Below are 12,472 nucleotides of genomic sequence, written 5' to 3' on the forward strand. Positions count from 1 at the left end.
GCGGGGGGCGCCGCGGGGTGGGGTGGGCCTGGCTTGTTCGTCGTCCCCTTGCGGTGGGGGGGGGGGGGGGGGGGGGGGGGGGGGCCCGCGGCCCGCCCCCCCCCCCCCCCCCCGCGACTCGCGAGTCATATCCGCCGTCGGGTGGCGGTCACCTCTTGCGCACGACGACGAAGTCGGCGAGTGCGACCAACTGCTCGCGCACCCGCTGCGGCATGTCCACGTCTTCCAGCGCGCGGATCGCGATCGCGTGCTGGCGGCGTGCCTCGTCCGCCGTCCACTGGCGGCCGCCGGCCGCCTCGATGAGGGCCGCGCGGGCCGCGAACTCCTCCTCCGAGAAGTTCTCGAAGTCGCTGCTCTTCGCGTCCGCCGCGAGCAGCTCGGCCAGTTCGGCCGAGGCCGGCCCGCCCGCCGCGAGCGCGGCGACGACCGGCAGGGACTTCTTGCGCTGGCGCAGGTCGCTCCACGTCTGCTTGCCGGTGGCGTCCGGGTCGCCCCAGATGCCGAGCAGGTCGTCCACCGCCTGGAAGGCGAGGCCCAGGTGGTAGCCGTACTCCTCCAGCTTGTCCGCCGTGCGGTCGTCCGCGCCGCCGAGCACCGCGCCGATGGACACCGCGCAGGCGAGGAGGGCGCCGGTCTTGTTGCCCTCCATCTCCAGGCACTCCTCGACGCTGACGCTCTCGCGGTGCTCGTAGGAGATGTCCTGGGCCTGGCCGTCGATGAGCTTGCGGCTGGCCGTGGTCAGCCGGCGCGTCGCGCGCCCCGCCTCGACCGTGCCGAGTTCCAGCAGGACCTCGTTGGCGAGGGCGAACAGCGCGTCGCCGACCAGGATGGCCTGGGCCGGTCCGTGGACCTTCCACACGGTGTCGCGGTGGCGGCGCTGCTCGTCGCCGTCCATGAGGTCGTCGTGCAGCAGCGAGAAGTTGTGCACGAGCTCGACCGCGACGGCGCCCGGGATGCCGACCTCGGCGGGCACTCCGGCGGCCTCGGCGGAGAGCAGCGCGAGGGCGGGGCGCACGGCCTTGCCGCCGTCGCCGTCCGCCGGGTTGCCCTGGGCGTCGATCCAGCCGAAGTGGTAGGCGGCGACGGTGTCCATGGGCGCCGCGAGCCGGTCGACGGCGGCACGGAGAACGGGGGTGGACAGCGTGCGGCCGCGCTCCAGCAGGGCGAGCGTGTCGGCCGTCTCCACGCCCCCGCCGGCCGTGCCCACACCGGCACCCGTGTTCTCGACAGCCGGATTCCCCGGGTTCACTGGCTCTCCTCTGGTTCCTGTACGTGCTGCGGTCGTGCTGATGGTCGTCATGCCGCCTCCTGCAGAGGGTGTTCGCGGTGGCGGCCGAGGGCGGCGAGTGCGGCGTGTGCCGCGCTCAGTCCGCTCCTGACGGCGCTCTCCATGGTCGCGGGCCAACCGGTGGCAGTCCACGCACCGGCCAAGTAGAGCCCCGGCGTGTCGGTTCGCGCCCCGGGGCGCAACCGGCCGACGCCGGGGGTGGGGGCGAACGTGGCCGTCCGCTCCCGGGTGACGAAGAAGTCCCGTACCTTGGCGCCCCGCGCGGCCGGCAGCAGCCGCTCCAGCTCGGGAAGGTACTTGGCGCGCAGGACGGAGACGGGTTCGTCGATGTCGTCCTGGGCCGCGGACTGGGACAGCGCCAGGTACTGGCCGCCGTCGGGCAGTCCGGAGGAGTCGGTGCGGTCGAAGACCCACTGCACCGGCGAGCCGAGCGCGGCGAAGAAGGGCTGCCGCAGGACCTTGCGGTCGTAGACCACGTGGACGTTGAGGATCGGCGCGGTGCCGATGTCCAGGAGCTTGTCGGGGTCGGCGAGGGCGCCGGCGGGGAGCAGCCCGTGCGCCTCGCGCTGCGGGACGGCCAGGACGACGGTTCCCGCGTCGAGGGACTCGCCCTCGGTGTCGATCCGCCAGGTCCCTTCCGGCGTGGCGGAGATGCCCGTGACCCGGGTGCGCAGCTCGGTCCGTACGCCGGCCGCGTCGAGCTGCTTGCGGGCGAGGGTGTCGTGCAGCTCCCCGAGGGGTACGTGGGCCCAGCCGATGTCGGCGGCGCCGTTCTCGGAGAGCAGGCCGGTCTTGAAGACCATGGCGGCCAGGCCGAGCGAGGAGTGCCGGGCGGTCGCGTTGAGGGTGGCGACGCCGACGAGGTCCCAGAGGGCCTCGATGGTACGGGCGGACTGGCCGTAGCGGCCGAGCCAGGTCGCGAAGTCCAGGCCGTCCAGGGCCGGGTCGGCGGGGTCGAGGCGGCGCAGGGCGAGGGCGGCGCGGCCGACGGCCGCGCGCTCGGCGAGGGAGAGGTGCGGGTAGCGGGCGAGGGAGCCGGCCAGGTGCAGGGGCACGGGCAGGGCGCTGCGGCGCAGCCGGCCGAGGCGCGGGCCGCGCGGGTCGGCCACGTCGAGGACGGGTACGTCGAGGCGGTCCTGGAGGGGCGCGAGGGCGGCGCCTTGGACGCGGTCGAGGAACCAGCGGTAGGCCGTGCAGCAGCGCAGGTAGACGTGCTGGCCGTTGTCGACGGTGAGTTCGCCGCGCTTGAAGGAGAAGGCGAGCCCGCCGAGCCGGGGGCGGCCTTCGAGGAGGGTCACCTCCAGTCCGGCGTCGGCGAGTTCGAGCGCGGCCGTGACGCCGGCGAGCCCTCCGCCGACGACGACGGCACGGCTGTCGCCGCGGGTGTCGCCGCCGCGGGTGTCGCTGCCGCTCATACGCCCTCCCTGGTGGTGTGGTGCGGTGCGGGAGACGCACCCACCGCCGGAGCGGTTGCCCGGGCGACACCCCCCGCCGCCGGGGTCGGGTGTGCGGCGGGGCGCCCCCGCAGGGCGTCGAACGCGACCCCGCTGTACTTGCCGCTACCGCTGCCCGTTCGACGCACGAGGAGGTGCCGCGGCGCGCGCCCGGCCCCGGCGGCCGTTCGCGTGCGGGCCGCGCCGGGTGCCGCCGCGCGGAGCGTGTCCCCTACCCGCCCTTCCACCGTTCCCCGGGCTCCGCCCGGACCCGGCGAGGGCTCCGCCCCCGGACCCCCGGTCCTCAAACGCCGGACGGGCTGGGTGGTGCGGCCGGCGGTGACGAGCGTCGGCGTGGCCATCAGGCTCGCCTCCGGGAGGACTGGCGGGAGATCGTGCGGGCGTCCAGGCCCGAGAGGCCTCGGACGGCGACGTACGCCTTCTCGTGCGGCGGGAGCGAGACGCGGCCCCGCAGCACCGCCTCCGGCTCGCGCTCGATGCGGTCGAGCAGGCGCCGGTAGATGCCCGCCATGGCGGCCACGCAGGCGCCGCTGCGCCGGTCGAGCAGGGGCAGCAGCCGGTAGCCCTCGACGAACAGGGCCCGGGCGCGCCGGACTTCGTGGTGGACGAGCCCGGGGAAGTCGGAGCCGGCGGGGGCCCGGTCGCCGTGGAAGCCTTCCGCGCAGCCGAACTTGGCGAGGTCCTCGGCGGGCAGGTAGGTCCGCCCGTTGCCCGCGTCCTCCCGGACGTCGCGCAGGATGTTGGTGAGTTGCAGGGCGAGACCGAGGGTGTCGGCGTACTCCGCGGCGCGCGCGGCGTCCGTGCCCCCTGCGTTCGCCGTGCCGAACACGCCGAGCGACAGCCGCCCGATGGCCCCGGCCACGCAGCGGCAGTAGACCTTGAGGTCGTCCCAGGTCTCGTAGGTCTCGCCGCGGACGTCCATCAGGACCCCGTCGATGAGTTCGTCGAGGCCGCCGAGCGGGATCGGGAAGCGGCGGGAGGCGTGGGCGAGGGCGACGGCCACCGGGTCGGTGTCGTCCTCCTCGACCTCCTCGGCCCGGATCCGCCCGAGCAGCGCCCGGGTCTCCTCCAGCCGGACCAGCTTCGCCTCGGGCGGCAGCGTGCCGTCGCCGATGTCGTCGACCCGCCGGGAGAAGGCGTACAGCGCGGACATCGCCTGCCGCTTGTCGGTGGGCAGCAGTCGGATGCCGTACGCGAAGTTGCGCGCCTGCGATCCGGTGACGGCCTCGCAGTAGCCGTAGGCCGCCTGGACGGGTGCGGACACGTGTGCGGTTTGCTCCACGGTCGGGCTCACCCCTTTCTCGACGCGGTGCGCAGGACGGCGGCCACCTCGCGGAGCAGGCCGGTCTTGGTGGGCCCCGGCGGTCCGGGGAGTACGTCGAAGCCGGCGGCGGTGACGGCCCGCAGGGCGGCGCGCCCCCCTCCCACGAATCCCGCGAGCAGCAGGCGGAGCCTGCCGTGCACGCTGCCCACGAGCGGGGTGCCTTCGTCCAGCAGTTCGTGCGCGCGCTCGGCTTCGTAGGCGATCAGGGAGCGCACGGCCATGCCGGCGGACGGGGCGGCCAGGTCCGATTCGGTGACGTGGAACTGCCGCATGTCCTCGGCGGGGAGGTAGATCCGGTCGCGACCGAGGTCCTCCGCGACGTCCTGGAGGTGCTCGACGATCTGCAGGGCGGTGCAGACGGCGTCGGAGCGGCGGATCCGCTCGGGGGTGGCCGTCCCGGTGATCGACAGGACGAGGCGGCCCACCGGGTTCGCGGAGAGCTCGCAGTAGCCGAGCAGGTCGGCGTACGTCTCGTAGCGCGCGACGTGCTGGTCCTGCCGGTTGGCCTCGATGAGGCCGAGGAACGGCTCGGGGGTCAGGCCGTGGGCGCGGACGACGGGCTGGAGGTTCAGCAGCAGCGGGTGACGGGGCGGGCCGTCCGTGCCGCCGAAGACGCGCAGCAGGTCGGCCTCGAAGGCGTCGAGCATGGCGGGGCGGTCGTCGACGGCGGCCGGGTCGAGGCCGAGGAGTACGGCGTCGAGTCCGCCGGGTGCGAGATCGCCGTCCCCGATGTCGTCGACGAGGCGGGCGTAGCCGTAGACCGCCGTCAGGCCGTCGCGCCAGGCGCGGGGCAGGAAGACGGGGGCCACGGGGAAGTTCTCCGCGGCCGCCTTGTCGAGGGTGGCGCGCACGTGGACGGTGTCGGACGAGGAGCGGAGGTCGTGCCCCGGGGTCACCGCCCGCCGCCCGGGGCGGGGACGGCCGTAGAGCCTGGGGGCCGGAGAATTCCCGTAGCCATTGCCGTCACATCTCCCGTTCTACACTGCCGACCCAATACATCCTATTTCGGACACGCCGCCGGGGTATCCCGGGGGTCGCGCCCGGAACTTTTCACGAGCGCTCACCTGTGGGGAATCGTCCCCTCTTGGCTCGATTCAGGACCGCATCAGCTTACGCTGTACAACGCCGCGGCGACCTCCGGGGTATTCGTCGCGCCACTTGATGTCGTCGCGGAATACGGAAAAACACGCCGAGGCCCCCGCCGCGTGAAGCGGCGGGGGCCGGGCGAAACCGGTTGGCGGTCAGCCGTTGGACGCCCTCTCGTAGGCCGAGACGACTTCCTCCGTCGGCCCGTCCATCAGGAGTTCGCCCTTCTCCAGCCACAGCACCCGGTCGCAGGTGTCGCGGATGGACTTGTTGTTGTGGCTCACCAGGAAGACCGTGCCGGCCTTCTCCCGCAGTTCCCGGATACGGTTCTCGGAACGCACCTGGAAGCTGCGGTCACCGGTGGCGAGCGCCTCGTCGATCATCAGGACGTCGTGGTCCTTGGCCGCCGCGATGGAGAAACGCAGACGCGCCGCCATACCGGAGGAGTAGGTGCGCATCGGCAGGGAGATGAAATCGCCCTTCTCGTTGATGCCCGAGAAGTCGACGATGTCCTGGTAGCGCTCCTTGATCTGCTCGCGGCTCATTCCCATCGCGAGACCGCCGAGGACGACGTTGCGCTCACCGGTGAGGTCGTTCATCAGCGCCGCGTTCACGCCCAGCAGCGAGGGCTGGCCGTCGGTGTAGACCTTGCCCGCCTCGCAGGGCAGCAGACCCGCGATGGCGCGCAGCAGGGTCGACTTTCCGGAGCCGTTCGACCCGATGAGACCGATGGCCTCGCCCCGGTACGCGGTGAAGGAGACGCCGCGCACGGCGTGGACCCGGCGGACGCCCGGCGCGTCGCCCTTGCCGCGGCGCATGATCTTGCTGAGCGCGGCGGTGGCGCTGCCCTTGCCGGAGCTGCCGGTGTTCACTCGGTAGACGATGTGGACGTCGTCGGCGATGACGGTGGGGATGCGCCCCTGGTTGTTCTCAGCCACGGCCGTAACGCTCCTCAGCCTTCCAGAAGTACACGAAGCCGCCGAGGCCGATCACCACGGCCCAGCCGACCGCGAAGAGCCAGACGTGCGGCGGCAGGTTCTCCGCGCCGTACTTGTCGATCAGGGCGAACCGGATCAGGTCCATGTAGATCGCGGCCGGGTTCCACTGGAGCACGTCGGAGATCCACTGGGGCTTCGTCGCGAGCATCGCGCTGATCGAGAACATGACGCCGGAGGCGTACATCCACGTACGGGTCACGAACGGCATCAGCTGCGCGAGGTCGGGCGTCTTGGAGCCCATCCGCGCGAAGATCATGGCGAGGCCGGTGTTGAAGGCGAACTGCAGCACCAGCACCGGGGGGACCAGCAGCCAGGAGAGCCTCGGGAAGTTCCCGAAGGCCATCACCACGACGAACACCACGACCATCGAGTAGAGCAGCTGTCCCAGCTGCTGCATCGAGAACGAGATCGGCAGGGAGGCGCGCGGGAAGTGCAGCGCGCGGACCAGGCCGAGGTTTCCGGGGATCGCCCGGACACCCGCCATCAGCGAGCTCTGCGTGAAGGTGAAGACGAAGATCCCGATCACCAGGAAGGGGATGTAGACACCCTTGGGCATGCCGCGGTCCGCCTGCATGATCTTCGCGAAGATCAGCCAGTAGACGAACGCGTTCAGCAGCGGGGTCGCCACCTGCCATACCTGGCCGAGCTTCGCCTGGCTGTACTGGGCCATCAGCTTGGCCCGGGAGAAGGCCATGATGAAGTGGCGCCGGCCCCAGAGCTGGCGCACGTACGCGCCCAGGCCGGGCCGGGCGCCGCTCACCGTGAGGCCGTACTTCCTGGCGAGCTCCGCGGGGCTCAGTCCCGCGTCGGCGGACGGCGGCTTGCTCGTGGCGAGGGCGCCGTCGTGGGTTGTGTCACTCACAAGTTGAAACTTTCGTCTTCAAGATGCGGCCAGGTCTCGGGCATCAGGCAGGTGGCACGAGGCCCATGATCGCGTCATGTTCGCAGACGCGGACTGGTCAGATGACAGGTGGTCTGCCCAGACGGGTCAACCGCCAGACCGTACGCCATCTCATCGGGCGGCGGGGACCACAGGGAGTCGTCCACCCCTCCCGGAAACCGCCGAACCAGGCCTTCAACGCCGGCCCCGAGGGCTTGCGCAGGAGCGTCAGCAGGAGCCAGACGCCCACGTAGACCGGGACCAGCGGCGCGGGCAGGTTGCGGCGCGCGAGCCACACACGATTACGAGCCACCATACGGTGGTAAACGGCGTGCCGGGAGGGGGCCGTGGTGGGGTGCAGCAGGACCATGTCCGCCCGGTAGTCGATCGACCACCCCGCGTCAAGGGCCCGCCAGGCGAGGTCGGTCTCCTCGTGCGCGTAGAAGAACTCCGCCGGAAGCGCCCCGACCTGCTCGAACACCTTCGTGCGCACCGCGTTGGCGCCGCCGAGGAAGGTGGTCACGCGCGAGGAGCGCATCGGGTCCGAGGCACGCAGCCGGGGCACGTGACGGCGCTGGGTGATACCCGTCTCAGGGTCGGCGATCCGGAAGCTGACGATGCCGAGCCCCGGGTCCTCCGCGAAGGCCTGCCGACACAGCTCCGCGGTGTCGGTGCGCTCCAGCAGACCGTCGTCGTCCAGGAACAGCAGGACGTCCACGTCGGAGCCGCCGGGGCCGAAGGCCTCGATGCCGACGTTGCGCCCGCCCGGGATGCCCAGGTTCTCGGGCAGGTCGACGGTGCGGACCCCTTCGGGAAGGTCAGTGACCTTCACGCCCTGGCCCACGACGACGACCTCGACCGGGTCGCCCTCCTGACGGGCCACGGAGTCGAGCAGGGCCTTCAGGTCGTCGGGGCGGTTGCCCATGGTGATGATCACGGCGCCCAGCCGCATCGGCTCGCTCACTTGAGCCTGCTGGAGGCCAGGATCGACACCAGGTGCAGCACGGTCTGGAGCATCGCGATGGCGGCGAGCACGGCGACGCCGACCCGGGACCAGAACAGGTCGCCGCGGATCTGGTCGGCGACGGCCAGCACCAGGATGAGCAGCGAGGCCTCGATGCCCAGGACGAGGCGGTGGAACTTCAGCGCCGCGGCCGCCCGGCGGGCGAGCGCCATGCCGGAGGAGCGCGGCTCGGCCGCCGCGTCCTTGACCACGGGCTTGCCGGCCTGGTGGCGGGCGACGCCGACCAGGTCCGTCTCGGCCTTGATCAGGATCGCGCCGAGCGCCGCGAGGGTGCCCAGGAACGCCCACAGCCAGTCGATCCGGCCGCCGCCCCAGAGGTCGGCGGCGCGCAGGCCGAAGCCGACCAGGACCGCCGCGTCGCACAGGTAGGCGCCGACGCGGTCCAGGTACACGCCGGAGAGCGAGAACTGCTTCTTCCAGCGGGCGACCTCGCCGTCGACGCAGTCGAGCAGCAGGTAGAGCTGCACGGCCACGACGCCGAGTACGGCACCGAGGATGCCGGGCACCAGCAGGGCCGGGAGGGCGAGGACCCCGCAGAGGGTCATCACGTAGGTCAGCTGGTTCGGCGTGACCTTGGTGGTGACCAGGACGCGGGTGATGCGCAGGGAGATCTCACGCATGTAGAGGCGGCCGCCCCAGTGCTCGCCGCTGACCCGGTCCTTGACGCCCGCCGGGTGAACGACGGGCCGGAGTTCAGCTACGGATGGTCTTGGCATAGTCGGCGTAAGCGTCCCTGATCTCGGCGGCGGACAGGTTGAGGTGTTCCAGGATCGTGAAGCGTCCCGGGCGGGTCTGCGGGGCGTACTCGACGGCCTCGACGAACTCGTCGACGCTGAAGCCGATCTCCTCGGGGACGACCGGCAGGCCGTGCCGGCGCAGCACCTGCACGAAGAGTCCGGACTGCTCCGCGGCCCCCCGCAGGTGCATCGCGAAGGCGGCGCCGAGGCCGACCTGCTCGCCGTGGAGCGCGGAGCGCCCGGGGTGGAGCAGGTCGAAGGCGTGGCTGATCTCGTGGCAGGCGCCCGAGGCGGGGCGGGTGTCCCCGCTGATCGACATGGCGATGCCGGTGAGGACGAGCGACTCGGAGAGCACGGTGAGGAACTCGTCGTCGCCGCAGCCGCCGGGGTGGCGCAGTACGGCTTCGCCGGCGGTACGGGCCATCGCGGCGGCCAGGCCGTCGACGGTCTCCCCGTTGATCTCGTGCGAGAGCTCCCAGTCGGCGATGGCCGAGATGTTGGACAGCGCGTCGCCGATGCCGGCGCGGACGAACCGGACCGGCGCCTCCTTGATCACGTCGAGGTCGATGACCATCGCGATCGGGGTGGGCACGCCGTAGGAGCCGCGACCGTTGTCGTTGTCGAGGGTCGCGACGGGCGAGCAGATGCCGTCGTGCGAGAGGTTGGTGGCGACCGCCACCATGGGCAGCCCGACCCGCGCCGCGGCGTACTTGGCCACGTCGATGATCTTGCCGCCGCCCAGGCCGACGACGGCGTCGTAGCGACGGCCCTTTATGTCGTCGGCCAGCTTGACGGCGGAGTCGATGGTGCCGTCGACGACCGGGTACCAGTCGGCGTGCGGCAGCACGGGCTCCAGCTTGGCGCGCAGCACCTGGCCGGACCCGCCGCTGATCGCGATCGCGAGCTTGCCGGACGCCGAGATCCGCTGGTCGGCCAGGAGGCCGGCCAGATCGTCCATCGCCCCGCGACTGATGTCGACGACGACGGGCGAGGGGATGAGCCTCGTCAGTACTGGCATGCGATCGTCCGGCCCTTGGCGAGGTCGTCGTGGTTGTCGATCTCGACCCACTTGACGTCGCCGATGGGGGCCACGTCGATCGTGAAGCCGTCGTTGACGAGCTGCTGGTAGCCGTCCTCGTAGTACAGGTCGGGGTCGCGCTCGAAGGTGGTCTTCAGCGCCTCGGCCAGCTGCTCGGCGGCCTCGGGCTCGATGAGGGTGACGCCGATGTACTCGCCGGTGGCGTCGGCCGGGTCCATCAGCTTGGTGATCTTCCGGACACCCTGACCGTCGGCGGTGACGACCTTCATCTCCTCGTCGGCCAGGTTCTTGACCGTGTCGAGGGCGAGGATGATCTTCTGGCCGTTGCCGCGGGCCGCGAGCAGGGTCCGCTCGACGGACACGGGGTGGACGGTGTCGCCGTTGGCGAGGATCACGCCCTGCTTGAGGACCTCACGCGCGCACCACAGGGAGTAGGCGTTGTTCCACTCCTCGGCCTTGTCGTTGTCGATCAGCGTGATCTTGACGCCGTACTTGGCCTCCAGGGCCTCCCGACGCTCGTAGACGGCTTCCTTGCGGTAGCCGACGACGATCGCGACCTCGGTGAGGCCGACCTCGGCGAAGTTGCCGAGGGTCAGGTCGAGAACCGTCAGGCTCTCCTCGTCTCCCTCGGGGCCGACGGGCACGAGGGCCTTGGGCAGGGTGTCGGTGTAGGGACGCAGGCGGCGCCCGGCACCGGCAGCGAGTACAAGGCCGATCATGCTGGTTCTCCTTCGTCATGTACGGCGGGTGCCCCGGAGGAGACCCAGAAGCGGATGCTCTCCGCGAGCACCACGATTGCCACGAACACGGCCAGGACCGTGAGCGCGACGGGGAAGTCCGATGCGCGCCCCACGAGGACGGCGGCGAGGACCGTGGTCAGCAGGACCCGGCCCTCGTGGCCGCCGATCGTCCGCACCAGCCAGTGCGGGGGCGCTCCGGTGCCACCGCGAATGCGGTACACCGTGTCGTAGTGATGGTAGGCGACCGCCGCGATCAGGCCGAATGCCGCCGGGAGGGCCCCGGGGACGTCCGCCTTGGCGGCGAGCACGAGGACCGTCACGTACTCCCCGGCCCGGAACAGCGGCGGGATCAGCCAGTCGAGGGCGCCCTTGAGCGGAGCCGCGACGGCGAGGCCGGCGGTCATGGCGTAGATCACCGCGGCTGCGATCAGCCGCGGGTCGCCGAACGGCAGGTACAGGGCGGCCCCGATGATCAGCACCGTGCCGAGGGCCGCGACGTACACCGATCCGAAGGTCCCGGCGCGGCCGCGCAGCAGCCGGGCCTGGAGCTCGGCGAGCGGGCCGGAGTCGGTGAGGTCGGCGAGGGCCTGGGCGGCCCGGTCGGTGCGCTTCGCCCTGCGGGTCAGCGAGCGCAGCACGCGACCGGCGGTGGTGTAGAGCGCGCCGAAGGCGCAGCCGACGATCAGCGCGTAGAAGACGATCCGGGGGGTGGTGAAGGCGGTCAGGACCGCGATCATGGCCCAGCGCTCGCCGATCGGCAGGATGATCATCCGGCGGACCCAGACCGTCCAGCCGACGCTGTCGAGCTTGTCGGAGAGGGCCGCCGTCGGGCTCGTGTTGGCGGTGGCGTCGTGGTTGGCCTCGTTGAACGAGAAGTCCACGACGTGCCGGCAGGTCATGAGGACCATGGCGCCGACGGCGAGACCCCACACGTCGTCGCCGTTGCGGGCCGCGCCGAGCGCCAGGCCCGCGTAGAAGGAGTACTCCTTCGCGCGGTCGAAGGTGGCGTCGAGCCAGGCGCCCATCGTCGAGTACTGGAGCGAGTAGCGGGCGAGCTGCCCGTCGGTGCAGTCCAGCACGAAGGAGACGAGGAGCAGCACACCGGCCGCCACGTAGCCCCAGCGCTCGCCGGTGGCGGCGCAGCCGGCCGCGATCAGCGCGGTGATCAGCGACGCGGTGGTGACCTGGTTCGGGGTCAGGCCGCGGCGCGCGCACCAGCGGGCGATGTAGCGCGAGTACGGGCTGATGAAGAAGGTGGTGAAGAACCCGTCGCGGGACTTCACGGCGGTCCGCAGGCGCACGGCCTCGTCGTCCACGGCGGCGACGGCGGCCTTCGCCGCCTCCCGCTCCGCCTCGGTGGCGGGGACGGCCGCGACGAGGGTGCCGAGCTCCGGGCGCTGCACCGTGGTCCCGGCGGCCTCGACGGTGTCGGCGAGCAGGTCCGCGTAGGGGCCGGAGCCGTCGGGGCCGAGCGCGGCGGCCTTGGCGGCGGCCTCGTCGAGGGCCGGACGGGCGCCGGGCTGAACGGAGAGCGCGCCGGTGACGGCGCAGGCGTCGAAGCGCGGGTCGGTCAGCGCGAGGCGCAGGGCGTGCACGTGCCCGACGAAGGCACTGTCGACGACGGCCACGCGCTGGTCGGCGGGGACTCCCGCGAGTGCGGCGGCGGATTCCTTGGGACCGGCGGCGGTGCGGACGTCGAAGCCGAGGGAGCGCAGCTCGCCCGCGAGCGGTGATCCGGGGACCGGCAGGCCGGTGAGGATGACGGTCGGCAGACGAACTCACTCCTTGTGACGGATTGCGGACGGCGCCCCCACGGGGGCGCGGCACGTCGGCTGAGGCTATCGGATGAATGGAAGCCGGGGTTCACCACCCGTTTACGCCCGGACAAGCGGAATATCGCCG

11 protein-coding genes are annotated in these 12,472 nt (G+C 72.0%); all 11 read right to left on the reverse strand.

The window, feature by feature from the left end; translation table 11 throughout:
* Positions 1-148: 148 nt before the first annotated feature.
* The 11 genes from ACFYYJ_RS10505 to ACFYYJ_RS10555 all read right to left on the reverse strand — a co-directional run bounded on the left by ACFYYJ_RS10505 (position 149) and on the right by ACFYYJ_RS10555 (position 12,342).
* Complete coding sequence (locus tag ACFYYJ_RS10505; protein ID WP_389130832.1) at positions 149-1,249, reverse strand: polyprenyl synthetase family protein; 1,101 nt, start codon at positions 1,247-1,249, stop codon at positions 149-151.
* A 47-nt stretch (positions 1,250-1,296) separates the two neighbouring features.
* Positions 1,297-2,703, reverse strand: coding sequence for a hydroxysqualene dehydroxylase HpnE (gene hpnE / locus ACFYYJ_RS10510; RefSeq protein ID WP_389130834.1), 1,407 nt, complete (start codon positions 2,701-2,703; stop codon positions 1,297-1,299).
* Between the two features lie 379 nt (positions 2,704-3,082).
* On the reverse strand, positions 3,083-4,036 hold the full coding sequence (gene hpnD / locus ACFYYJ_RS10515; protein ID WP_385363638.1) for a presqualene diphosphate synthase HpnD: 954 nt from the start codon (positions 4,034-4,036) through the stop codon (positions 3,083-3,085).
* Entirely contained in the window at positions 4,033-4,962 is a 930-nt protein-coding gene (gene hpnC, locus ACFYYJ_RS10520) for a squalene synthase HpnC (RefSeq protein WP_385363637.1), read from the reverse strand. The genes hpnD and hpnC overlap by 4 nt, the downstream gene beginning before the upstream one ends.
* 345 nt (positions 4,963-5,307) lie before the next feature.
* Positions 5,308-6,090 carry an ABC transporter ATP-binding protein gene (locus tag ACFYYJ_RS10525; RefSeq protein WP_389130839.1) on the reverse strand — a complete coding sequence of 261 codons (783 nt, stop codon included), beginning with the start codon at positions 6,088-6,090 and terminating at the stop codon, positions 5,308-5,310.
* Positions 6,083-7,012: an ABC transporter permease gene (locus ACFYYJ_RS10530; RefSeq protein WP_384751142.1), complete on the reverse strand. Its 930-nt coding sequence runs from the start codon at positions 7,010-7,012 to the stop codon at positions 6,083-6,085. The genes ACFYYJ_RS10525 and ACFYYJ_RS10530 overlap by 8 nt, the downstream gene beginning before the upstream one ends.
* Before the next feature lie 97 nt (positions 7,013-7,109).
* Positions 7,110-7,982 (reverse strand): glycosyltransferase family 2 protein, encoded by an 873-nt coding sequence (locus tag ACFYYJ_RS10535; protein ID WP_384751163.1) that lies wholly within the window; start codon positions 7,980-7,982, stop codon positions 7,110-7,112.
* A gap of 8 nt (positions 7,983-7,990) precedes the next feature.
* Complete coding sequence (locus ACFYYJ_RS10540) at positions 7,991-8,770, reverse strand: CDP-alcohol phosphatidyltransferase family protein (RefSeq protein WP_385126960.1); 780 nt, start codon at positions 8,768-8,770, stop codon at positions 7,991-7,993.
* Entirely contained in the window at positions 8,748-9,809 is a 1,062-nt protein-coding gene (locus ACFYYJ_RS10545; RefSeq protein ID WP_389130843.1) for an iron-containing alcohol dehydrogenase family protein, read from the reverse strand. The genes ACFYYJ_RS10540 and ACFYYJ_RS10545 overlap by 23 nt, the downstream gene beginning before the upstream one ends.
* Positions 9,797-10,549 (reverse strand): sugar phosphate nucleotidyltransferase, encoded by a 753-nt coding sequence (locus tag ACFYYJ_RS10550; protein ID WP_389130846.1) that lies wholly within the window; start codon positions 10,547-10,549, stop codon positions 9,797-9,799. Before ACFYYJ_RS10550 ends, ACFYYJ_RS10545 begins: the two co-directional genes overlap by 13 nt.
* The gene (locus ACFYYJ_RS10555; protein WP_389131342.1) at positions 10,546-12,342 is read right to left on the reverse strand and encodes a DUF5941 domain-containing protein; all 1,797 of its coding nucleotides are present in this window, start codon (positions 12,340-12,342) and stop codon (positions 10,546-10,548) included. Before ACFYYJ_RS10555 ends, ACFYYJ_RS10550 begins: the two co-directional genes overlap by 4 nt.
* Positions 12,343-12,472 lie beyond the last annotated feature (130 nt).

The organism is Streptomyces sp. NPDC002467, from assembly GCF_042889825.1.
Lineage (GTDB): Bacteria > Actinomycetota > Actinomycetes > Streptomycetales > Streptomycetaceae > Streptomyces.